This is a genomic window from Bacillus sp. LNXM65 (assembly GCF_002998575.1).
Lineage (GTDB): Bacteria > Bacillota > Bacilli > Bacillales > Bacillaceae > Bacillus.
Genome location: NZ_PVRB01000004.1, coordinates 373,740 through 395,930, shown reverse-complemented (window position 1 = coordinate 395,930; position 22,191 = coordinate 373,740). Strand labels below are relative to the sequence as shown.

General features: G+C 42.1%; 21 protein-coding genes. 18 read left to right on the top strand and 3 right to left on the bottom strand.

Going from position 1 to position 22,191, the window contains the following annotated elements:
- The first annotated feature begins 33 nt into the window (after positions 1–33).
- Both C6Y03_RS10620 and C6Y03_RS10615 read left to right on the top strand, forming a co-directional pair.
- Positions 34–603, top strand: coding sequence for a ComE operon protein 2 (locus tag C6Y03_RS10620; protein ID WP_034661371.1), 570 nt, complete (start codon positions 34–36; stop codon positions 601–603).
- Positions 596–2,923 (top strand): DNA internalization-related competence protein ComEC/Rec2, encoded by a 2,328-nt coding sequence (locus tag C6Y03_RS10615; protein WP_106039272.1) that lies wholly within the window; start codon positions 596–598, stop codon positions 2,921–2,923. Before C6Y03_RS10620 ends, C6Y03_RS10615 begins: the two co-directional genes overlap by 8 nt.
- Before the next feature lie 39 nt (positions 2,924–2,962).
- Here C6Y03_RS10615 and C6Y03_RS10610 read toward each other — a convergent pair whose 3' ends face one another.
- On the bottom strand, positions 2,963–3,097 hold the full coding sequence (locus tag C6Y03_RS10610) for a YqzM family protein (RefSeq protein ID WP_012010638.1): 135 nt from the start codon (positions 3,095–3,097) through the stop codon (positions 2,963–2,965).
- Between the two features lie 237 nt (positions 3,098–3,334).
- Here C6Y03_RS10610 and holA point away from each other — a divergent pair, with 237 nt between their 5' ends.
- Entirely contained in the window at positions 3,335–4,354 is a 1,020-nt protein-coding gene (gene holA, locus C6Y03_RS10605; protein ID WP_106039271.1) for a DNA polymerase III subunit delta, read from the top strand.
- A 134-nt stretch (positions 4,355–4,488) separates the two neighbouring features.
- On the opposite strand, the gene rpsT is transcribed toward holA, so the two are convergent.
- On the bottom strand, positions 4,489–4,755 hold the full coding sequence (gene rpsT / locus C6Y03_RS10600) for a 30S ribosomal protein S20 (protein WP_008342485.1): 267 nt from the start codon (positions 4,753–4,755) through the stop codon (positions 4,489–4,491).
- Positions 4,756–4,953: 198 nt separating this feature from the next.
- On the opposite strand from rpsT, the gene gpr reads away from it, so the two are divergent.
- The 12 genes from gpr to mtaB all read left to right on the top strand — a co-directional run bounded on the left by gpr (position 4,954) and on the right by mtaB (position 18,923).
- Positions 4,954–6,069, top strand: a complete 1,116-nt coding sequence (gene gpr / locus C6Y03_RS10595) for a GPR endopeptidase (RefSeq protein WP_034661368.1) — start codon at positions 4,954–4,956, stop codon at positions 6,067–6,069.
- Between the two features lie 66 nt (positions 6,070–6,135).
- Entirely contained in the window at positions 6,136–7,344 is a 1,209-nt protein-coding gene (locus C6Y03_RS10590; RefSeq protein ID WP_034661367.1) for a stage II sporulation protein P, read from the top strand.
- A 14-nt stretch (positions 7,345–7,358) separates the two neighbouring features.
- A complete protein-coding gene (locus C6Y03_RS10585) occupies positions 7,359–7,691 on the top strand; it encodes a YqxA family protein (protein WP_060596648.1) in 333 nt (110 codons plus the stop codon).
- Between the two features lie 131 nt (positions 7,692–7,822).
- Positions 7,823–9,661, top strand: coding sequence for a translation elongation factor 4 (gene lepA / locus C6Y03_RS10580; RefSeq protein WP_060596649.1), 1,839 nt, complete (start codon positions 7,823–7,825; stop codon positions 9,659–9,661).
- 114 nt (positions 9,662–9,775) lie between these two features.
- On the top strand, positions 9,776–10,915 hold the full coding sequence (gene hemW, locus C6Y03_RS10575; RefSeq protein ID WP_066030641.1) for a radical SAM family heme chaperone HemW: 1,140 nt from the start codon (positions 9,776–9,778) through the stop codon (positions 10,913–10,915).
- A gap of 81 nt (positions 10,916–10,996) precedes the next feature.
- Positions 10,997–12,028, top strand: coding sequence for a heat-inducible transcriptional repressor HrcA (gene hrcA / locus C6Y03_RS10570; RefSeq protein WP_034661363.1), 1,032 nt, complete (start codon positions 10,997–10,999; stop codon positions 12,026–12,028).
- Positions 12,029–12,091: 63 nt separating this feature from the next.
- Positions 12,092–12,649 carry a nucleotide exchange factor GrpE gene (gene grpE, locus C6Y03_RS10565; protein ID WP_034661362.1) on the top strand — a complete coding sequence of 186 codons (558 nt, stop codon included), beginning with the start codon at positions 12,092–12,094 and terminating at the stop codon, positions 12,647–12,649.
- Positions 12,650–12,673: 24 nt separating this feature from the next.
- Positions 12,674–14,515, top strand: coding sequence for a molecular chaperone DnaK (gene dnaK / locus C6Y03_RS10560; RefSeq protein ID WP_106039270.1), 1,842 nt, complete (start codon positions 12,674–12,676; stop codon positions 14,513–14,515).
- 164 nt (positions 14,516–14,679) lie between these two features.
- Entirely contained in the window at positions 14,680–15,813 is a 1,134-nt protein-coding gene (gene dnaJ / locus C6Y03_RS10555; protein WP_003217525.1) for a molecular chaperone DnaJ, read from the top strand.
- A 22-nt stretch (positions 15,814–15,835) separates the two neighbouring features.
- Entirely contained in the window at positions 15,836–16,771 is a 936-nt protein-coding gene (gene prmA, locus C6Y03_RS10550; RefSeq protein WP_060596652.1) for a 50S ribosomal protein L11 methyltransferase, read from the top strand.
- 23 nt (positions 16,772–16,794) lie between these two features.
- Positions 16,795–17,565: a 16S rRNA (uracil(1498)-N(3))-methyltransferase gene (locus C6Y03_RS10545; RefSeq protein WP_060596653.1), complete on the top strand. Its 771-nt coding sequence runs from the start codon at positions 16,795–16,797 to the stop codon at positions 17,563–17,565.
- Positions 17,565–18,923 (top strand): tRNA (N(6)-L-threonylcarbamoyladenosine(37)-C(2))-methylthiotransferase MtaB, encoded by a 1,359-nt coding sequence (mtaB, locus tag C6Y03_RS10540; protein ID WP_034661359.1) that lies wholly within the window; start codon positions 17,565–17,567, stop codon positions 18,921–18,923. Before C6Y03_RS10545 ends, mtaB begins: the two co-directional genes overlap by 1 nt.
- Before the next feature lie 41 nt (positions 18,924–18,964).
- Here the strand turns inward: mtaB and C6Y03_RS10535 are convergent, their stop codons facing one another.
- On the bottom strand, positions 18,965–19,894 hold the full coding sequence (locus tag C6Y03_RS10535; RefSeq protein WP_060596655.1) for a Na/Pi symporter: 930 nt from the start codon (positions 19,892–19,894) through the stop codon (positions 18,965–18,967).
- Positions 19,895–20,076: 182 nt separating this feature from the next.
- On the opposite strand from C6Y03_RS10535, the gene rpsU reads away from it, so the two are divergent.
- From rpsU to C6Y03_RS10520, 3 genes are all read left to right on the top strand, one after another.
- Positions 20,077–20,250, top strand: a complete 174-nt coding sequence (gene rpsU, locus C6Y03_RS10530) for a 30S ribosomal protein S21 (protein ID WP_003152957.1) — start codon at positions 20,077–20,079, stop codon at positions 20,248–20,250.
- A 14-nt stretch (positions 20,251–20,264) separates the two neighbouring features.
- Complete coding sequence (locus tag C6Y03_RS10525; RefSeq protein ID WP_060596656.1) at positions 20,265–20,714, top strand: GatB/YqeY domain-containing protein; 450 nt, start codon at positions 20,265–20,267, stop codon at positions 20,712–20,714.
- Between the two features lie 141 nt (positions 20,715–20,855).
- Complete coding sequence (locus C6Y03_RS10520) at positions 20,856–22,169, top strand: NfeD family protein (protein ID WP_060596657.1); 1,314 nt, start codon at positions 20,856–20,858, stop codon at positions 22,167–22,169.
- Positions 22,170–22,191: the final 22 nt, after the last annotated feature.

The following is a 22,191-nucleotide window of genomic DNA, read 5'->3' as shown; positions in this document are numbered from 1 at the left end:
TAATACCAACCATCATTCTGGAGGGATCAGCTCGTGGAAAGAATTTCATGGAATCAATATTTTATGGCACAAAGCCATTTGCTTGCTTTACGAAGCACCTGTGAGCGGTTAGCTGTTGGGGCGACCATCGTCAGAGACAAGCGTATCATTGCAGGGGGATATAATGGCTCAATTGCTGGTGATGTCCATTGTGCAGATGTGGGATGCTATGTCATTGATCATCACTGCGTTCGCACCATCCATGCGGAAATGAACGCTATTTTACAATGTGCCAAATTTGGTGCACCTACAGCGGATGCTGAAATATATGTCACGCATTTTCCTTGTTTGCAGTGCTGTAAAGCCATTATTCAAGCGGGTATTCGAACCGTGTACTATGCAAAGGATTATAAAAATCACCCATATGCCGTTGATTTATTTGAGCAGGCAGGTGTTCAAACGGAACAAGTTGAACTGGATGAAATGATCATCGACTTAAAAAATCAAGAAAAATTGGCCTTTGTTGCAGATTTAATTGGCAAGTTAAGTGAATCAGGACTTAGTGAAACAGAAATTCGCGTTATGCATGAGAAGGCGAATCAATTATTTACTTCCTATGTTTAATTATTTGCCGTTTGGGGCAATTTCAGCAGCTGTTGGAATTGCTCTGGCTGCATATCATCTTCATATGTATTTCCTTCTCTTTCTTCTCATCATATTACTTCTCAGCCTACTGAAAAAAATTCCCCGGCTCTTTCTAATGGTCAGCCTATGTGGAGCTGTTTATACTCTTATTTTTATGGTTCATGAGTTTTTTGAAACGGATCAACCTGTACAAGAAAAATTTCTTTCCGGCTCCGTTGTGATTGAAAGTATTCCGAAAACAGATGGCAATCGTTTTTCAGCAACTGTGTCAACAGAACATGAACGGCTAGCCGCTTTCTATACCATTCAAACAGAGCGTGAAAAAGAGGCGCTAAAAGATGTAGAGCCAGGTATGAGCTGTCATATGACAGGTGATGTTCGGCCGCCTAAACACGCAACCATTCCTAACGGGTTTCAATACGATCAATTTCTAAAATCAAAAGGCATTAGCGCCATTTTCTTACCGCAGTCAATCAAAGGCTGTACAAAAAAAGACAGACCTTCCTATTATCTTCAAGCGATGAGACAAAAGGGCTTAAAATTCTTAGAAGATCATGTGCCGAAAAACTCTGTAGGCATTGTACAGGCCCTTATTTTTGGTGATCGTGAGTTGATTGATCCTGACACATTAAGAGACTATCAAATGCTCGGCATTATTCATCTGTTAGCGATCTCAGGACTGCATGTCCAAACGCTTCTTGCCTGTTTATTTTGGTGTCTGCTTCGTGCCGGTGTGACAAGAGAGACAGCACGTATTCTTCTATTATTCTTTCTTCCTGTTTATGCTTGTTTGACAGGTGCTGCACCATCGGTTTTAAGAGCTTGTCTCATGGCAGGAATCTATTTAGTGATGACGAGCCTGCCGAAAGAAATGAAACAGCCTTCTGCTGTCGTATTAAGCACAACGTTTTTACTCTTATTAGCGATTCATCCTCTATATCTATTTGATATCGGATTTCAGCTTTCATTCGTGGTAACGTTCTTTATTTTGTTATCGACCAAAATCTTATCACAAGCGAAAAGTGCAGTGATGCAGTTATTCCTTATATCCTTTGTTGCGCAGCTTGCCTCGCTTCCTGTTCTTTTATATCATTTTCAGCAATTTTCTTTGCTGGGCATCCCATTGAATATGATGTTTGTCCCTTTTTATACGACGGTTGTCCTGCCTCTGTCCTTACTCTTTTTTCTTTTGTCCATCATTTATCTCCCTCTTGGACAAGCATTGTTCCAGCTGCTTGATTCGGTCATCCAGCTAAGTCATCAGTTGTCAGCACATATGGCAGTTTTTGATGGGTTTAACTTGATTTTTATGAAATCTACTTGGTGGCATATTCTTCTGGAAGTGAGTGCCATTGTTTTTCTGCTGTTTGTGATGGAGTGCAAAGCTTCTGTGAAATCCTATTCTGTGCCAATTCTTTTTTTCATTGGTGTTTTGAGTGTACACTTTTTTACTCAGAACTTTCTCCAAAAAGGGGAGGTCACGATGCTGGATGTAGGGCAGGGGGATAGTTTGTTTATTCAACTGCCCTATCGAAAGGGGCATCTGCTTGTGGATACAGGAGGTAGACTTTCTTTTGAAGAGGAACCGTGGAAAAAAAGACGTAAAGTATCTACGATCGGTGATCAAACGCTGATCCCGTTTCTGCATTCTAAAGGTATAGCAAAACTTGATGTGCTGATTCTCACGCATGCGGATCAAGATCACATGGGAGAAGCGGTTCGTTTAATCAACCGAAATAAAGTAAAGCGGCTGGCCATACCAAAAGGCTTTGCCCGAAGTCCAGAGGACGCAAAGCTGCTAAAAGAAGCAGCTAAAAAAGGGATATTTATTGATGAATTAGAAAGAGGAGATCAGCTCCGAGTTGGAGAGCACATATTTGAGGTTCTGCACCCTTCGCAAGACCGGGTGACAAGTAAGAACAATGATTCACTCGTTCTGGCTTTTACTCTTGGCGGAAAACGTTTTCTGTTCACTGGAGACCTTGAACAAGAAGGGGAACGAGACATCATAGAAGCCTATCCCCACCTGCGAGCGGATGTCTTAAAGGTTGGGCATCATGGGAGTAAAGGGTCAACAAGTGAGGAGTGGCTTCGACATCTGGAGCCGTCCTATGCACTCATTTCGGCTGGTGAACGCAATCGTTATCAGCATCCTCATCAGGAAGTTTTGAAAAAACTAAAGGATCATCAAATGGAGGTGTACCGCACAGATCGAGACGGGAGTGTGACCTATGAATTTCTTGAGAAGAAAGGAACGTTTTACACGCAACCTCCATATGATATCTTACAAAATCAATAAAAAAACTGCCAAAACGGCAGTCATTTAGCAATCATGAAGTTAAGATCCAACGAGGTGTATAATTGTTGCCAAAATAAACATTGAGGCGAAAAATCCGAATGTGACGATAAAACCAACGGCTGAGTCGGTCACATCATTCCGCTTGCTTTGAACATTTTTTTCAAATTCATTCATTTTCATCCCTCCTGGCTAATTTTAGTATACTTGAACTCATTTGGAATTGCTAGAAGGTAAAGTAACCGTTTTCCTTTTTCATGATCATTTTATGAATATCGTCTGACAGCGAGCTGACCCGGGAGCTTGCACCAGACGTTTACTATAAATGAGGAGGCGGCACTTTCAGCTTCCTCTTTACTAATGTCTTCACACACTTTAGGATAGAGGAGGAAGTGAAAGAGAGGGATTCAATTTATGGTCTTTGAAGTTTGGAACAATTTAAAAAGAGGGGATATCCATCCCGTTTATTGCTTATATGGAAAAGAAACGTATTTACTGCAAGAAACAGCAGCTAAATTAAGACAAGCTGTAGTAGACGAGGAGACGAAGGATTTTAATTACTCCGTCTTTGATATGGAAGAGGTGCCGCTTGAACAGGCTGTGACGGATGCAGAAACCTTTCCGTTTATGGGAGAAAGGCGGCTCGTTGTGATCAAGAACCCTTATTTTCTTACAGCGGAAAAGAAAAAGGAGAAGATTGAGCATGAGCTTTCTGTGTTAGAAGCTTATTTAGAAAAGCCGGCGCCTTATACTATTCTCGTGTTATTAGCACCATATGAAAAGCTGGATGAACGGAAGAAAATCACCAAATTGCTAAAAAAGAAAGCGGCTATGGTTGATGCAAAAGAGTTAAACCCAAAAGAAACAACGGATTTCACCATTACACTGGTGAAAACAGAAGGAAAGGCGATGACATCTGAAGCGGCTGAGCAGCTTGTGATGCTATGCGGTGGGAGTCTATCCTCATTGTTTCAAGAGGTCAGGAAGCTGAGTACATATATTGAAGAACGAGAAGAAATTGAATTAGCGGATGTCAATCAGCTCGTTGCAAGAAGCTTAGAGCAGAATATTTTCGAATTAATTAACCAAATTGTCAACAGACGCCGCTCTGAGGCCATGCAGATGTTTTATGATTTGCTGAAACAAAATGAGGAACCCATTAAAATATTAGCACTCATATCAACTCAATTTCGATTGATTTTGCAGACGAAGTATTTCGCTCAGCAAGGATATGGGCAAAAACAAATTGCTTCAAATCTAAAAGTCCACCCATTCCGCGTCAAACTTGCTATGGATCAGGCAAGGCTGTTTTCAGAAGAAGAGCTCAAGCAGATTGTCAAAGAGCTATCAACGATCGATTATGAAATGAAAACCGGTAAAAAGGACAAGCAGCTATTGTTAGAATTGTTCCTGCTTCGACTATTGGGCGCTTGAACATAAAAAAACGACCTTCTAAAAAGAGGGTCGTTTTTGTTTAGATGTATAATTGCCAGTCTGTCCTAATGGCTGAGCCGGTCAGGACGGACGTACAGTTAAACAGTTGCCTCATCACTGAGGCGTTGCAAGCATTATGCGGAAAGTCCGTTTACTTGTTTAGCAAGTCTTGACTTGTAACGCGCAGCTGCGTTTTTGTGTACAAGACCAGTTTTAACGGCTTTGTCAATGCGTTTTGCAGCAGAAGAAAGAGCAGCTTTTGCTTGCTCAGCATCGTTGTTAGCTACAGAAACTTCAACTTGTTTAATCGCAGTACGCATCGCAGACTTGATTGTTGCGTTGTGTGCACGGCGTTCGTTATTCGTTTTTGTACGTTTGATCGCTGATTTAATATTTGGCATGTGTTTCACCTCCTAAGATACAACCTAAACACAATTGTCTTAAGGTTAAATCTTCACAATAGAACAAGTTGTATTCTATCAAACACACCTTTAGAATGCAATATAAATGTAAAGTATTTTTCATTGATGAAGCGCTCGAATGTTTCTTTAAAGAGATGGAAAGACTACTGTTAATTACTTGGTGGAAGGAGTCTTTTTATGGAGAAACAGAAACTTGATTTAAGTGCTTATCAAATCCGGACAGACTTGGCTGTTGAAACAAAAGAGATACTAGAACAAGAGAACGATCCGAATGTCGTCAAAAAGGACGGAATTCAAGGGATTGTCGAAAAGGAAAAAGAGGAGCACGGCATCCGTATACGCACAGTGGAGATCACGAAAGAAGGGGAGGAGCTGACCAGCAAAAAGGCAGGAACATACTTGACGCTTGAGGCGCAGGGCATTCGGGAGAAAGATTCTGAGATGCAGGAAAAAGTCGTCGAAGTATTTGCGCGTCATTTTGCTCAGTTTTTAAAAGACCGAGGCATTCAGGCTGATGCGAGCTGTCTTGTAGTAGGACTAGGAAACTGGAATGTCACGCCAGATGCGCTAGGCCCGCTCACGGTTGAAAGCCTGCTTGTGACCCGGCATCTCTTTGAATTGCAGCCGGAAAATGTACAGGAAGGGTATCGCCCAGTGTCCTCTTTATCACCGGGAGTGATGGGACTGACCGGTATTGAAACAAGCGACATTATACAAGGTGTAATCGAGCGGTCCAAACCTGATTTTGTCATTGCAATCGATGCTCTTGCTGCTCGTGCAGTGGAACGGGTGAATACCACGATTCAAATCTCTGATACAGGCATCCATCCCGGTTCAGGTGTAGGGAATAAGCGGAAAGAATTAAGCAAAGAAACGTTGGGAATTCCAGTGATTGCGATTGGCGTTCCAACAGTGGTAGATGCAGTAACCATTGCAAGTGACACAATTGATTATGTCTTAAAGCATTTTGGTAGAGAACTGAAAGATGACCGGCCGTCCCGCTCTCTTGTGCCGGCTGGTTTGACTTTTGGGAAGAAAAAAGTGCTAAACGAAGAAGACTTACCAGATGAGGAAACGCGTCAATCATTTTTAGGTATCGTAGGGACTCTTCCGGAAGAAGAGAAACGGCAGCTGATCCATGAAGTACTTGCGCCGCTAGGGCAAAATTTAATGGTCACGCCTAAGGAAGTGGATACATTCATTGATGATATGGCAAACGTACTCGCCAATGGATTAAATACAGCACTCCATCAAAAAATCTCTCAAGATAACATGGGTTCTTATAATCATTAATCGGTTCTACTTTCTCTAGCTCGCTCATAGTGTAATTACTAGAAAGCGTGCTGGAGGGAGTAAATCATGAAAAAAAGACCCCGCCGTCCTCGACAGTTGGTCGTTGCGATTAATGGAACAAAAGTAGTGAAAAGCATTTTCTTATTTATAGCCTCGCTTGTTGTGGTGTTTGTGATGTCAGGGGCGTTGACATCTTTAAAGCCAGAGCTGAGGCCGCAAGCCTCACTATATGGTGTAGCAGATGAGCTTTCCGGAGCCTTCTTCGCTACATTAATGGGTATGGAAAATCAATATTTCGCCTCAGCAGTCCCGAAAGATCAAAAAGGGTTTCATTTCTCTGGACTGTCACTCAAGCTTGCGACTAGTATCAATTTAGAAGACCCGCGTAGTTTTCTAGGGAGAGAACTTCCAGGTTTTGAACATTTTGATACAAAAATCATCTTAGCGGGTGAAGGAACAGACTATACCAACATGCCAATGGAATCGCCGCCGCCAAGTGAAGTCATCCAAGATGAAAAAGAAGCAAATTTGGCAGAGCTGGACAAGCTCGACAAAGATGTGCCGAAAAAGCCTGCGAAAGAGCCGGACCGGTCGACAGGAAAACGAAAAGCCGTGTACATTTACCACACGCATAATACGGAATCATATTTACCATTTTTAAAAGGAGAAACGAATCCAAACAATGCACGGCACTCAAAAGTGAATGTCACCCTTGTCGGCGACATGTTCGGAAAGGCGCTTGATCAGCAAGGCATCGGGAATACGGTCGACAAAACGGAAGTTGAAAAAAGGCTTCTACAAAAAGGATTAAAGTATCCCCAGTCTTATAATGAATCAAGATTGGTCGTAAAAGAAGCCTTAGCGAAAAATGATGACCTCGAATATTTAATTGATATCCACCGTGACTCAAGAAGAAAGAAAGACACCACTGTCGAGATCAAAGGGAAAAAATATGCGAGAATTGCGTTTGTTGTAGGGAAGAAGAATCAAAGCTATGAGAAAAACCTCAAGCTTGCGACGGAGTTCCACCATTTGATGGAGAAAAAATATAAAGGTCTTAGTGTCGGTGTGTTTGCCAAAGGAGAAATTGGCGATAATGGAATTTATAATCAAGATTTATCCGACAAAGCCCTTCTTTTAGAATTTGGCGGAGTGGATAATAATATGGAAGAATTGAAAAATGCATCCAATGCAGCAGCTGATGTCTTCAGCGACATTTTCTGGGACGCGGAAAAGGTAAACGGCAAAGCAAAGGATGAGAAAAAACGCTCTTAAGGTGGTGACGGTGCATGGGATCATTTATTGGAAAAACCATTATTTTAGGACTAGTCTTGCTATTTGGCGTCTTTTTAGGAATGCAGCAGGCGAATAATGGCATGCTGCAAATGAAGGGTTACCATGACCCGCAATTAAAAGGCGCGTTCTCCATCCAAATGAACGAAGATGAAGAACGAGAAGCCTCTATCTTAGGAACGGCTGTTACAGAAAAGGATCTTGCCGAAAAACAAAAGCAGCTTGAGGAAATAGAGAGCTTTAATGCCTTCTCCAAGGCAGGAAAAGCGCTGTCTGATGGCATGACACATGCAGCCCGTTCTCTTTATGATTGGATGAATGGGAAATAAACAAATCAATACTATATGACTAAAGCCGCTGACCGATGAGCGGCTTTTCTTGATTTCGATTGAATCTTTACAGCCCTATTGATATAATCTAAGCTAGCGCAACCCGCGTTTTATAGTAGGAGTGATAGATTGTGACAGATAAAGAAAAACGATTAGAACGGCAATCAAGAATTCGAAATTTCTCTATTATCGCCCATATTGACCATGGGAAATCCACATTGGCGGACCGTATTTTGGAAAAAACAGCGGCGATTACTCAGCGAGAAATGAAAGAACAATTACTTGATTCCATGGACTTAGAGCGTGAACGCGGCATAACGATTAAATTAAACTCTGTCCAGCTGAAATATAAGGCGAAGGATGGAGAAGAATATATTATGCACCTGATTGATACACCAGGGCATGTCGACTTCACCTATGAGGTATCTCGAAGCCTTGCTGCCTGTGAAGGTGCGATTCTTGTAGTAGATGCAGCACAAGGAATTGAAGCACAGACACTTGCGAACGTTTATTTAGCTCTTGATAACAACTTAGAGATTCTTCCGATTATCAATAAAATCGATCTACCAAGTGCAGAGCCTGAGCGTGTAAGAGAAGAAATTGAAGATGTCATCGGGTTGGATGCGTCTGAAGCTGTTCTCACCTCTGCTAAGGCGGGTATTGGGATCGAAGATATTTTAGAACAAATCGTCGAAAAGGTCCCGGCACCTGCTGGAGACCCAGAAGCACCGCTTCAAGCTCTTATTTTTGATTCTCTCTACGATGCGTATCGCGGCGTTATTGCGTACATACGAATTGTTGAAGGAACCGTCAGACCAGGTCAGAAAATCAAAATGATGGCGACGGGCAAAGAATTTGAAGTGCTTGAAGTCGGCGTATTCACACCAAAAGCGATGCCGACAGATGAACTCACTGTTGGAGATGTTGGCTACTTAACAGCAGCGATTAAAAATGTCGGTGATACACGTGTGGGGGATACGATCACAAGTGCGGAGAACCCAGCGAAAGAAGCGCTGCCAGGATACAGAAAGCTGAACCCAATGGTGTACTGCGGACTTTATCCAATTGACACAGCGAAATATAATGACTTACGTGAAGCCTTAGAAAAGCTTGAATTAAATGATTCTTCCCTTCAATATGAGGCAGAGACGTCCCAAGCACTTGGCTTCGGTTTCCGCTGCGGCTTTCTTGGAATGCTTCATATGGAAATCATCCAAGAACGGATTGAACGTGAATTCAAAATCGATCTTATTACGACAGCACCAAGTGTTATTTACGATGTGTATATGACAGACGGAGAAAAAATCGTCGTAGATAACCCGTCGAATCTGCCTGATCCGCAAAAGATTGAGAAAATTGAAGAACCATACGTGAAAGCAACAATGATGGTGCCGAATGATTATGTAGGCTCTGTCATGGAGCTTTGCCAAGGAAAGCGCGGCAATTTCATTGATATGCAATACCTTGATGCAAACCGAGTGAGCATTGTGTACGAAATTCCTTTGGCGGAGATCGTGTACGAATTCTTTGATCAGCTCAAGTCCAACACAAAAGGCTATGCGTCCTTTGATTATGAGCTGATTGGCTACCGCCCATCTACTCTAGTGAAAATGGATATCATGCTGAATGGCGAAAAAATCGATGCCCTTTCCTTTATTGTTCACCGCGATTACGCATATGAACGAGGCAAAATCATCGTAGAAAAGCTGAAAGAACTCATTCCACGCCAGCATTTTGAAGTACCAGTTCAAGCAGCGATTGGACAAAAAATCGTGGCTCGTTCTACCATTAAAGCGATGCGTAAAAACGTACTTGCTAAATGTTATGGTGGAGACATTTCCCGGAAAAGGAAGCTTCTTGAGAAGCAAAAAGAAGGGAAAAAGCGCATGAAACAAGTGGGCTCTGTTGAAGTCCCGCAAGAGGCATTTATGGCTGTGCTGAAGATGGACGACAGCACACCAAAAAAATAACACCCTCAAGGCAACCTGCTTTACAATGTCAGCCTTGGCGTTTATAGTCGAAAACAAACAAAGGTGCCGCAGCGATAAACTGCGGCTCTTTACCTGTAAAGAAGGTGTCATCAAATGAAAGCAGCATACATTCATATTCCATTTTGTGAGCACATTTGCCACTATTGTGATTTTAATAAATTTTTCATTAAAACGCAGCCAGTCGATGAATACTTAGCGGCTCTTGAAAAAGAGATGCAGCACACGATCGAGCAAAAGGGCGAGCAAGAACTAAAGACGATCTTTATTGGCGGGGGAACGCCGACATCACTGACCGTCAGCCAGCTAGACCAGCTCATGAACAGCATTCACCGTGTGTTAAAACCGGCAAAGCATCTGGTTGAATTTGCAGTGGAAGCGAACCCAGATGAATTATCACTCGAGAAGCTGCATGTATTAAAAGCAGCCGGCGTCAATCGGCTAAGCTTTGGGGTGCAAACCTTTGAAGACGATTTACTCAAAAAAATCGGACGAGTTCATCAAAAGAAAGATGTCCTCACGTCTTTCCAGCGAGCAAGAGCGGTTGGGTTTGACAACATTAGCCTCGACCTCATGTTTGGATTGCCGCATCAAGAAAAGCATCATGTGATGAATTCACTTGAGACAGCTTTCTCATTAGGGGCAGAGCATTATTCTGTCTACTCACTGATTGTGGAGCCGAAAACAGTTTTTTACAACTTAATGCAAAAAGGCAAACTGCATTTACCGCCGCAAGAACGTGAGGCTGAAATGTATGAGCTTGTGATGGATGAAATGGAGCGACATGGATTAAAGCAATACGAAATTAGCAATTACGCAAAACCTGGCTTTGAAAGCCAGCATAACCTGACCTATTGGAGCAATGAAGACTACTTCGGTTTCGGTGCAGGAGCACACGGGTATGTAGATGGCATCCGAAATGTGAACGCAGGGCCTGTGAAGCATTACTTGGAACTGATTGAGCAAACTGGGTTCCCGTATAAGGAAACTCATCAGGTCACAAAAGCAGAGCAGATAGAAGAAGAAATGTTCTTAGGCCTTCGAAAGATCGAAGGGGTGAAAAGTGCCGACTTCCAAGCCAAATATGGTGTTGCACCAGAAGCTCTTTTTTCCACTGTTCTTGAAGAATTAGAAGAAAAAGGTCTCATTGTAAAAGATGACATCGGCATTCGTTTAACAAGAAAAGGGAAATTGTTAGGAAATGAAGTATTTCAAGCGTTTCTCGGTGAGTTATAATTGACATTTTAATTTGAGTTTGGTAATTTTGTTTATACAATTAGCACTCGTTGAAAGAGAGTGCTAACAGGGGTGATGATGATGTTAACAAATCGTCAGCTTTTGATTCTGCAAGTCATCATTAATGACTTTATTCGTTCGGCGCAGCCAGTTGGGTCAAGGACTCTTTCTAAAAAAGAGGACATCACATTCAGCTCTGCGACGATTAGAAACGAAATGGCTGATTTGGAGGAACTTGGTTTTATTGAAAAGACCCATTCTTCATCTGGAAGAATTCCTTCAGAAAAAGGATATCGTTATTATGTAGATCATTTGCTCTCTCCGCGAAAACTGTCGTCTAAAGAGCTTGTGCTCATCCAGTCGGCTTTTCAGGAGAAAATTTTTGAGCTGGAAAAAACAGTTCAAAAATCGGCGGAAATTTTATCAGATCTCACAAACTATACATCGATTGTGCTTGGTCCAAAGCTAAGTGAAAATCGATTAAAGCAAATTCAGCTTGTCCCCGTTCAGCCAAACAAAGCAGTAGCGATCATGATTACAGACAGCGGGCATGTTGAAAACAAAACCATTACCTTCTCTGAGCATCTCGATGTCTCCGATATTGAGAAGCTGATGAATATTTTGAACAGCAGATTAGCTGGCGTTCCAATGGACCAGCTGAAGGACAGGATGTATAAAGAAGTGGTCATGCTTCTGCGCACACATTTAAAAGATTATGATCACATTTTAGATGCGCTGGGCAGCACATTTACATCGACACAAAATGAATCAAAACTTTTCTTTGGCGGGAAGATTAATATGTTGAATCAGCCAGAGTTTCATGACATCGACCGCATTCGCTCACTCATGATGCTGATTGAGCAAAAGAATGATGTCATGCAGCTGTTTCATCCAAATCAGCAAGGAATCACCATTAAAATCGGTTCAGAAAACAATTTGGAAGCAATGGAGAACTGCAGTTTGATCACAGCCACTTATTCGATTGATCAAAAATCACTTGGCTCCATTGCCATCATCGGTCCAACCCGCATGGATTACGGGCGAGTCGTTAGTCTTTTGCATCATGTATCAAAAGACTTGTCAAACGCACTTTCCAATTTGTATGATGAGTAGGGTGATAAAAGATAGGGGCATTGCCCCTTCGTATTCTTGAATCTTTTGAGGGAGGTGAACACAATGTCAGAAGAAAAACAGACACCTGAGCAAGAAGCAGAGGTTGAAGCACAAGAAGAAGCAGTTCAAGCAGATACTGAGGAAGTAACACATGATGAACAGTCTGCCTTCCAAGAGAAAATCGATGAATTGCAGCAGCTTCTAGATGAAAAAGAAAACAAAATTCTGCGTGTTCAAGCAGATTTTGAAAACTATAAACGCCGTGCTCGAACTGAAGTGGAGACCGTGCAAAAATATCGTTCTCAACATGTTGTCAGCGATCTTCTCCCAGCTCTTGACAACTTTGAAAGAGCGCTTGGAATTGATCCAGACAATGAGCAGACGAAAAGTTTGTTAGAAGGAATGCAAATGGTTTACCGCCAGCTGGTAGAAGCGTTGAAAAATGAAGGCGTTGAACCGATTGAAGCTGTCGGCAAAGAGTTCGATCCAAACCTTCATCAAGCCGTCATGCAAGTTGAAGATGAAAATGTCGATTCAAATATCGTAGTAGAAGAATTGCAAAAGGGCTATAAACTCAAAGACCGAGTTATTCGTCCATCAATGGTAAAAGTAAATCAATAACTACATAATGGGAGGTCATCGATTATGAGTAAAATCATTGGGATTGACTTAGGAACAACAAACTCATGTGTTGCAGTACTTGAAGGCGGAGAGCCAAAAGTTATTGCAAACGCTGAAGGAGCACGTACAACACCATCAGTTGTCGCTTTTAAAAACGGAGAGCGCCAAGTTGGTGAAGTAGCGAAACGTCAATCAATTACAAACCCGAACACAATCATGTCTGTTAAAAGACATATGGGTACAGATTATAAAGTAGAAGTTGAAGGCAAGAACTATACACCGCAGGAAATCTCTGCAATCATTCTTCAACACCTTAAATCTTATGCTGAAGGCTATCTTGGCGAAGAAGTAACAAAAGCTGTAATCACAGTTCCTGCTTACTTCAACGATGCAGAACGCCAAGCGACAAAAGATGCTGGTAAAATTGCTGGTCTTGAAGTAGAACGTATCATCAACGAACCAACAGCAGCTGCACTTGCGTATGGTTTAGATAAAACAGAAGAAGATCAAACGATTCTTGTATACGACCTTGGCGGCGGTACATTTGACGTATCAATCCTTGAGCTTGGAGACGGGGTCTTTGAAGTACGCTCAACTGCTGGTGACAACCGTCTTGGTGGAGACGATTTTGACCAAGTCATCATTGATCACCTAGTAGCTGAATTCAAAAAAGAAAATGGTATTGACCTTTCTAAAGATAAAATGGCGCTTCAGCGTTTAAAAGATGCTGCTGAAAAAGCGAAAAAAGATCTTTCAGGTGTATCTTCTACACAAATCTCATTGCCATTTATCACAGCTGGAGAAGCAGGTCCTCTTCACCTTGAATTAACGCTGACGCGTGCTAAATTCGAAGAGCTTTCTGCAGATCTTGTAGAGCGCACAATGACACCTGTACGTCAATCTTTGAAAGATGCTGGTTTATCTGCTAGCGAGATTGATAAAGTCATCCTTGTTGGTGGATCAACTCGTATTCCTGCAGTACAAGAAGCAATCAAAAAAGAAACAGGCAAAGAGCCTCATAAAGGTGTAAACCCTGATGAAGTGGTTGCTCTTGGTGCGGCGATCCAAGGTGGAGTCATCACAGGAGATGTCAAAGACGTTGTTCTTCTTGACGTAACACCACTTTCTTTAGGAATTGAAACAATGGGCGGCGTATTCACGAAGCTGATTGAACGTAATACAACCATTCCAACAAGTAAATCTCAAGTATTCTCAACGGCTGCTGACAACCAAACAGCGGTAGACATTCATGTCCTGCAAGGTGAGCGCCCAATGGCATCAGATAACAAAACATTAGGCCGTTTCCAATTGACTGACATCCCGCCAGCACCACGCGGCGTACCACAAATCGAAGTATCTTTTGATATCGATAAAAACGGTATTGTCAACGTACGTGCGAAAGATATGGGTACAGGCAAAGAGCAAAACATCACAATCAAATCTTCTTCAGGTCTTTCTGATGATGAGATCGAAAAAATGGTAAAAGAAGCAGAAGAAAATGCTGAAGCAGATGCGAAGAAAAAAGAAGAAATCGAAGTGCGCAATGAAGCAGATCAATTAGTGTTTACAACTGAAAAAACATTAAAAGATCTAGAAGGCAAAATCGATGAAGAGCAAGTGAAAAAAGCAAACGACGCGAAAGATGCACTAAAAGCTGCGATCGAAAAAGGCGAGCTTGAAGACATCAAAGCGAAAAAAGATGAGCTGCAAACAATCGTTCAAGAACTAACGACAAAGCTCTATGAAGAAGCTGCAAAACAAGCACAAGCTCAGCAAGAAGGCGGCGCTGAAGGTGCTCAAAAAGCAGATGACAATGTAGTGGATGCAGAATACGAAGAAGTAAACGACGATCAAGAGAAAAAATAATCACCTTTACTTTTGAAAAAGACTGCTGAAACGTACTCGTCAGAAAGTCAAAGTCAGGATCTCTTGGCTTTGACTTTTTTTCTTTCCAATGATGAAAGCAATTGAAAAAGGTCAAATCAAAATGATACAATCGTATTTATGTGAGAAATCGGGAGTGTGAAGAGATGAGTAAGCGTGATTACTATGAAGTGCTTGGCGTGAGTAAGAGCGCCTCAAAAGACGAGATCAAAAAGGCATACCGCAAGCTTTCAAAAAAGTATCACCCTGATATTAATAAAGAAGCTGGCTCAGATGAGAAATTCAAAGAAGTAAAAGAAGCCTATGAAACCCTTTCTGACGATCAAAAACGTTCGCAATATGACCAGTTCGGTCATACCGATCCAAACCAAGGCTTTGGCGGCGGCGGTTTTGGCGGAGGAGGAGACTTTGGCGGCTTCGGCGGCTTTGATGACATTTTCTCTAGTATTTTTGGCGGCGGAGCCAGAAGAAGAGATCCAAATGCACCGCGTCAAGGAGCAGACTTGCAATATACAATGACGCTTTCATTTGAAGAAGCAGCATTTGGGAAAGAAGCAACGATTGAAATCCCTCGCGAGGAATCATGTGAAACATGTCATGGATCAGGGGCAAAGCCTGGGACAGAAGCAAAGACTTGTTCACATTGCGGCGGCTCTGGTCAATTAAATGTTGAGCAGTCAACTCCGTTTGGTAAAGTGGTCAACCGCAGAGTATGTAACTACTGTAGCGGAACAGGAAAACAAATCGATCACAAATGTTCTACATGTGGCGGCTCTGGTAAAGTGCGTAAGCGTAAGAAAATCAATGTGACGATTCCAGCAGGTGTTGACGATGGTCAGCAGCTCAGAGTGTCTGGTCAAGGGGAACCAGGTGTAAATGGAGGGCCTCCAGGCGATCTATTTGTTGTGTTCCATGTGCGTTCGCATGAATTCTTCGAACGTGACGGAGATGACATTTACTGCGAAATGCCGCTAACCTTTGCACAGGCTGCATTAGGTGACGAAATTGAAGTGCCGACATTACACGGTAAAGTAAAATTGAAAGTCCCTGCTGGCACGCAAACTGGCACGAAGTTTAGACTCAAAGGAAAAGGTGTGAAAAATGTACGCGGCTATGGCCAAGGCGATCAGCATATCGTTGTACGAGTCGTCACACCGACAAATTTAACGGATAATCAAAAAGATATCATTAGAAAATTTGCTGAAGTGAGCGGAAATAAACCGGACGAACAAGAAATGAGCTTCTTCGATAAGGTGAAACGCGCATTTAAAGGCGAGTAAGACGGATAAGGAGTTGGTAGTATTGAAGTGGTCAGAAATTAGCGTCCATACAACAAATGAAGCGGTGGAACCGATCACCAATATTTTGCATGAAGCAGGTGCAAGTGGTGTCGTGATTGAGGACCCGCTTGATTTAGTCAAGGAACGTGAAAATGTATACGGTGAGATCTACCAGCTCGATCCGAATGACTATCCTGATGAAGGGGTCATCGTCAAAGCCTATCTTCCAATGAACAGCTTTTTGATGGAAACGGTAGATGAGATCAAAGAAGCCATCAACAATCTTCTTCTATACGATATTGACCTTGGACGAAACACGCTGTCTATTTGTGAAGTAAATGAAGAGGAATGGGCCACCGCATGGAAGAAATACTATCATCCTGTGAAAATCTCTGAAAAATTCACCATCGTTCCAACATGGGAAGAATATACTCCGGTTCATTCTGATGAACTGATTATTGAAATGGACCCAGGAATGGCATTTGGAACAGGGACACATCCAACAACCGTTCTTTGTATTCAGGCGCTTGAGCGCTATGTGAAGGAAAACGATACGGTGATTGATGTTGGAACAGGCTCCGGGATTTTAAGTGTGGCAGCAGCGATGGTTGGTGCAAAGGACATTCAAGCCTTTGATCTCGACACCGTTGCGGTTGAAAGTGCGAAGCAAAACATCGAACTAAATGGTGTAAGCGAACAAGTGACGGTCAAGCAAAACAACTTACTTGATGGGATTTCAGGTGAACGTGATGTGATCGTCGCCAACATTCTCGCAGAAGTGATTTTGCGCTTTACAGATCAAGCCTATGACTTATTGAAGAAAGATGGCTATTTCATTACATCAGGCATCATTGGACAAAAGAAATTACAAGTCAAAACAGCACTAGAAGAAGCAGGTTTTGACATTGTTGAAGTGCTGTCAATGGAAGATTGGGTCAGCATTATAGCGAAAAAATAAAGCGAGTAGGTGTCAGGACACGTATGCAACGATATTTTATCGACCTCACGAAAGAAGAAGTGATCGCAAAGGGATCTATCGTCATAAAAGGTGAAGATGTACATCACCTTTCCAACGTCATGCGCATGAAAGCAGGGCAGGAAATCCTTTGCTTAACGACAGACGGCTTTGAAGCGCTCAGTAAAATTGATACAATAACAAAGGAAGAAGTCATTTGTCACGTTGAAGGCTGGACAAATCAGGACAGAGAGCTTCCGGTAAAAGTAACAATTGCGAGCGGTCTCCCAAAAGGAGATAAGCTTGAGCTGATTATCCAAAAAGGCACAGAGCTTGGCGCAAGTGCATTTATCCCGTTTCAAGCGGCTCGTTCCATTACAAAGCTTGACCAAAAGAAGTCACATAAAAAACGAGAACGCTGGGAGAAAATCGCGAAAGAAGCAGCTGAGCAGTCCTACCGGAATATCATTCCTCGTGTTGATCCAGTATCAACGTTTAAAGAGCTGACTCAATTAGCTGGTGAATTCGATAAATGTGTCGTTGCATACGAAGAATCATCGAAAGAAGGAGAGCAAAGCCGCTTTCAAACTGTGCTCCAACAGATGAAAGGCGGACAAACCTTGCTCGTGGTTTTTGGCCCTGAAGGCGGTTTGGCAGAAAAGGAGATTGACGAGCTTGAAACGCTTGGTGCAGTCATTTGCGGGCTCGGACCACGCATTTTAAGAACGGAAACAGCTCCTCTTTACGCGCTTTCTGCTATATCTTATCAAACAGAGTTATTAAGAGGTGAATCATGATGGGAACAGTAGCGTTCCATACACTTGGCTGTAAGGTCAATCACTATGAAACAGAAGCGATCTGGCAGCTGTTTAAAGAAGCAGGCTATGAAAGAAAAGAGTATGAATCAAAAGCAGACGTATATGTCATTAATACATGTACGGTCACGAATACAGGCGATAAGAAAAGCCGCCAAGTTATTAGAAGAGCCATTCGTCATAACCCGGATGGTGTCATTTGTGTAACAGGCTGTTATGCGCAAACATCTCCAGCAGAAATTATGGCGATTCCTGGTGTTGATATTGTCGTTGGAACACAAGACAGACATAAATTACTCGGTTACATTGAAGAATATCGCAGAGAAAGACAGCCGATTAATGGGGTTGGCAATATCATGAAAGCACGTGTGTTTGAAGAACTCGATGTTCCTGCATTTACAGACAGAACACGCGCTTCATTAAAAATCCAAGAAGGCTGTAACAATTTCTGTACATTCTGCATTATTCCTTGGGCTCGCGGACTTCTTCGTTCTCGTAATCCAGAAGAGGTCATCAACCAAGCGCAGCAGCTTGTGGATGCCGGCTATAAAGAAATTGTATTAACAGGTATTCACACAGGCGGATACGGAGAAGACTTAAAGGATTATAACTTTGCAAAGCTTCTGAAAGAATTAGATGAACGTGTCATCGGTTTAAAACGAATCCGTATTTCATCTATCGAAGCAAGCCAAATTACAGATGAAGTGATTGAAGTGCTTGATCAGTCAGATAAGATTGTCAGACACTTGCACATCCCGCTTCAATCTGGCTCGAATACAGTCCTGAAAAGAATGCGCCGTAAATATACGATGGAATTCTTTGCAGAGCGTTTAACAAAGCTGAAAAAAGCATTGCCAGGCCTTGCTGTCACCTCTGATGTGATTGTTGGATTCCCTGGGGAAACAGAGGAAGAGTTTTTGGAAACGTACAATTTTGTCAAAGACCATCAATTCTCTGAACTACACGTATTCCCTTACAGCAAACGTACAGGTACGCCAGCTGCAAGAATGGAAGATCAAGTGGATGAAAATGTGAAAAACGAACGCGTCCACCGCTTGATTGCTCTTTCTGACCAGCTTGCGAAAGAATATGCATCAGCTTATGAAGGAGATGTCCTAGAGATTATTCCGGAAGAATCCTTCAAAGAACAAGAAGGAAAGCACAATCTTTATGTGGGATATACAGATAACTATATGAAGGTTGTTTTTGAAGGAACAGAGGACATGATCGGCCGTTTGGTCAAAGTGAAAATCATGAAAGCGGGTTATCCTTATAACGAAGGACAATTCGTTCGTATCAGTGATGATGTGCAAACAGACAAAGTGAGAATGACCTCATAATAGATAAAAAAACCGGCTGCCAAAAGGGCAAGCTGGTTTTTTTATTTTGACTGATTTGGTAAAAGACATAAGATCAATGTGTGAAATGGATGAATGAACGGGAAGAAAAGCAAAGAGCTTGCCACATTAAACAGCAGGCTGAAGTGCGCAATTTGCTGGGCTGGAGCGTTTGCAAGAAGGGCGACGAATTCCGTCATCATGGCGAGAAATGGGAGACATAAAAGCACGCCGAGCACATTAAACAAAACGTGTGCATAAGCGGTTTGACGTGCTGCATAGCCGCCAGATATGGCAGCCATTACGGCTGTAATACATGTCCCGATATTTGACCCTAACACAAAGCTTATGCCTTCCTGAAGCCCAACAGTTCCTTCATTCATAAACCCCATTAAAATGCCGATACAGACGGAGCTCGAATGAACAATCGCTGTGAAAATGGTACCCGAAAGCAGCGCCGTCCAGTCAGAATGCTGCATCATTTCAAGAAAGCGCAATGTCTCAGGCTGACTTGTCATCATACCTGCAATTTTAGAAAAGCCTTGAATACAAAAAAAGATCATCCCGAGCCCAAATATACTTTTTCCTGCATGCCTAAAAGATTTCCTGCCTAACATGATGCATATCAGACCAGCTAGGATTAAGACCCACATGAAAACATCCATTTTAATGGCAATAAATTCTGTTGTAAACGTGGAGCCAATATTGGTGCCAAGAATCATTGGAATGGATTTTTTAAAAGAGAGAATGCCTGTACTGACAAAGCCGATCACGATGACCATAAACGCTGAACTGCTTTGAAGAATCCCTGTAAATACGATGCTGACCAAGAATGCTTTTATTGGGTGATCTGTAAAGAGAAGAAGTGATTTCTCAATACGAGACGACGCAAGCGCCATTAATCCTTTTCTCAGCAAACCCATTGACCATAAAAAAATGAAAATAAGTGCACAAAAATAAATGATCGCCATCATAGAAAAGTCCTCCTCTTACCAATGAATATATGGACTTGTCTACCTGCTCATGACGAAAATATATTTCCAAATCACTTAGTTGACCTCACACTAGGCTTATATTATAATGTCTAGGTACATGTTTTGCATGTATATCTTTTTTTAATGCAGTCGATTGGTGTATTCGGAGGGAGGGAAAGAGAATGTCAAAAACGGTCGTTAGAAAAAACGAATCGCTTGAAGATGCTCTTCGTCGCTTTAAACGCAGTGTATCCAAAACTGGAACATTGCAAGAAGCAAGAAAGCGTGAATTTTATGAAAAGCCTAGCGTAAAGCGCAAGAAAAAGTCTGAAGCTGCTAGAAAACGTAAATTCTAAAGAGGGTGGATTTTATGAGTCTTCTTGAGCAATTAAATACTGATATGAAGCTTTTTATGAAAAACCGTGAGAAAGACAAGCTTGTTGTCATTCGTATGGTAAAGGCTTCGCTCCAAAATGAAGCAATTAAGCTTAAGAAAGACAGTTTGACCGGCGATGAGGAACTAACCGTCCTTTCCCGCGAGATTAAGCAACGTAAAGACTCCCTCCATGAATTTTCGAAAGCTAATCGCTTAGATTTAGTAGATAAAGTTCAAAAAGAGATTGACATCTTAGACGTTTATTTACCTGAACAGTTTTCTGAAGAAGAACTGCAAACGATCGTGAAAGAAACGATCGCTGAAACAGGTGCTTCATCGAAGGCTGATATGGGTAAAGTCATGAGCGCTATTATGCCAAAAGTAAAAGGTAAAGCTGATGGTGCTGTCATTAACAGACTTGTCAGCGAGCAACTGTCTCAATAAAAAAGTATCCTTCTATTGTTAGAAGGGTACTTTTTTTATACCTTCATCATTCTGTCATATAAAAATGAAACCTATGATACATTTGTAACGTATGTAAAGGAACGGTAAAATGGAAGATAGAGAGGAGGGATCACCAAATAGATGAAAAAAATAAAAATTTCTATTGCTCTCTTCAGTTGTTTTATAATATGCTTGTTATTAGGGGTTCAATTGACCGCGAAATCAGTAGATCAGAAAGTTCATGTTATCCCAATTGAAGATACAGTAGAAAAAGGACTTTCTAAATTTATTGAACGATCATTTGAGCAGGCAAAGTCCGAACGAGCGAAACATATCATTCTAGACATCAATACACCAGGTGGTGCAGTCGATGCGGCGCTTGAGATTGCAGATACCATTCGTGCGTCTGATATCCCTGTGACAGCATTTGTGAATCATAGAGCGCTTTCAGCCGGGGCATTCCTTGCACTAAATGCCGACGAGATTTATATGACCCCAAATGGAAAGATGGGAGCTGCTGCGATCATTGATGGGGAAGGCAATGCTGCCGATCAAAAATCTGAATCGCTATGGCTTGCTGAAATGAGTGATGCTGCCGAAAAGCAGGGGCGTGATCCGAAATATGCGCTTGCGATGGCTGATCCAGACATAGATGCGAAGGATGCTGGTGCACCAAAAGGAGAACTGCTCACCTTTAATACGGATCGAGCGCTTCAATTTGGTTACGCAGAAGGTGAAGTGAAGAATTTAGATGACTTGCTTCAGAAGCTGAAATTAGCAGACGCTTCTGTTCAATACGATGAAGTGAGCTTTGCTGAAAAGGTTGCGCGCTTTCTCACGCACCCAATCGTCATTCCAATCCTTTTATCCATCGCAAGCTTAGGGTTAATTGTTGAGCTCTATTCTCCTGGCTTTGGGGTTCCAGGCACCATGGGAGTGACAGCGCTTCTTTTATTCTTTTATGGACATCTCGTGGCTGGTTTTGCAGGATATGAGACGTTGTTCCTGTTCTTAGCAGGGATATTGCTCATTATTCTGGAATTGTTTTTGCCGGGGGGAATCGTAGGTGTCATTGGACTGATCTGTGTTGTTGCCAGCTTATTTTTAGCAGCTGGAAGCTTTACAGAAATGGCGATTTCCATCTTGATTGCCACTGCTGTTTCAATCATAGCAGTTATTTTATTGACAAAGGTGTTGGGGAAACGTATGAAATTTTTTAAAAAGTTCATTTTAACCGATTCAACCAATAAAGAAAGCGGTTATGTCTCAAATGAAACAAGAGAGGATCTTGTTGGACAGATCGCTGTTACATTAACAGCGCTTCGCCCATCTGGGACGGCTGTACTCGGAGATGAGCGCATTGACGTTGTGTCAGAAGGTGCGTTTATTGACAAGGATGAACAGGTTAAAATCGTCAAAGCGGAAGGCTCACGCATTGTCGTGAGGAAAGTATAGATAACTGATTTTATAGGAGGAA

Coding starts and splice junctions, on each gene's coding strand:
- C6Y03_RS10615 (WP_106039272.1), top strand. CDS start 596: ATGTTTAATTATTTGCCGTTTGGGGCAATTTCAGCAGCTGTTGGAATT.
- C6Y03_RS10610 (WP_012010638.1), bottom strand. CDS start 3,097: ATGAATGAATTTGAAAAAAATGTTCAAAGCAAGCGGAATGATGTGACC.
- holA (WP_106039271.1), top strand. CDS start 3,335: ATGGTCTTTGAAGTTTGGAACAATTTAAAAAGAGGGGATATCCATCCC.
- rpsT (WP_008342485.1), bottom strand. CDS start 4,755: ATGCCAAATATTAAATCAGCGATCAAACGTACAAAAACGAATAACGAA.
- gpr (WP_034661368.1), top strand. CDS start 4,954: ATGGAGAAACAGAAACTTGATTTAAGTGCTTATCAAATCCGGACAGAC.
- C6Y03_RS10590 (WP_034661367.1), top strand. CDS start 6,136: ATGAAAAAAAGACCCCGCCGTCCTCGACAGTTGGTCGTTGCGATTAAT.
- C6Y03_RS10585 (WP_060596648.1), top strand. CDS start 7,359: ATGGGATCATTTATTGGAAAAACCATTATTTTAGGACTAGTCTTGCTA.
- hemW (WP_066030641.1), top strand. CDS start 9,776: ATGAAAGCAGCATACATTCATATTCCATTTTGTGAGCACATTTGCCAC.
- hrcA (WP_034661363.1), top strand. CDS start 10,997: ATGTTAACAAATCGTCAGCTTTTGATTCTGCAAGTCATCATTAATGAC.
- grpE (WP_034661362.1), top strand. CDS start 12,092: ATGTCAGAAGAAAAACAGACACCTGAGCAAGAAGCAGAGGTTGAAGCA.
- dnaK (WP_106039270.1), top strand. CDS start 12,674: ATGAGTAAAATCATTGGGATTGACTTAGGAACAACAAACTCATGTGTT.
- dnaJ (WP_003217525.1), top strand. CDS start 14,680: ATGAGTAAGCGTGATTACTATGAAGTGCTTGGCGTGAGTAAGAGCGCC.
- C6Y03_RS10545 (WP_060596653.1), top strand. CDS start 16,795: ATGCAACGATATTTTATCGACCTCACGAAAGAAGAAGTGATCGCAAAG.
- mtaB (WP_034661359.1), top strand. CDS start 17,565: ATGGGAACAGTAGCGTTCCATACACTTGGCTGTAAGGTCAATCACTAT.
- C6Y03_RS10535 (WP_060596655.1), bottom strand. CDS start 19,894: ATGATGGCGATCATTTATTTTTGTGCACTTATTTTCATTTTTTTATGG.
- rpsU (WP_003152957.1), top strand. CDS start 20,077: ATGTCAAAAACGGTCGTTAGAAAAAACGAATCGCTTGAAGATGCTCTT.
- C6Y03_RS10525 (WP_060596656.1), top strand. CDS start 20,265: ATGAGTCTTCTTGAGCAATTAAATACTGATATGAAGCTTTTTATGAAA.
- C6Y03_RS10520 (WP_060596657.1), top strand. CDS start 20,856: ATGAAAAAAATAAAAATTTCTATTGCTCTCTTCAGTTGTTTTATAATA.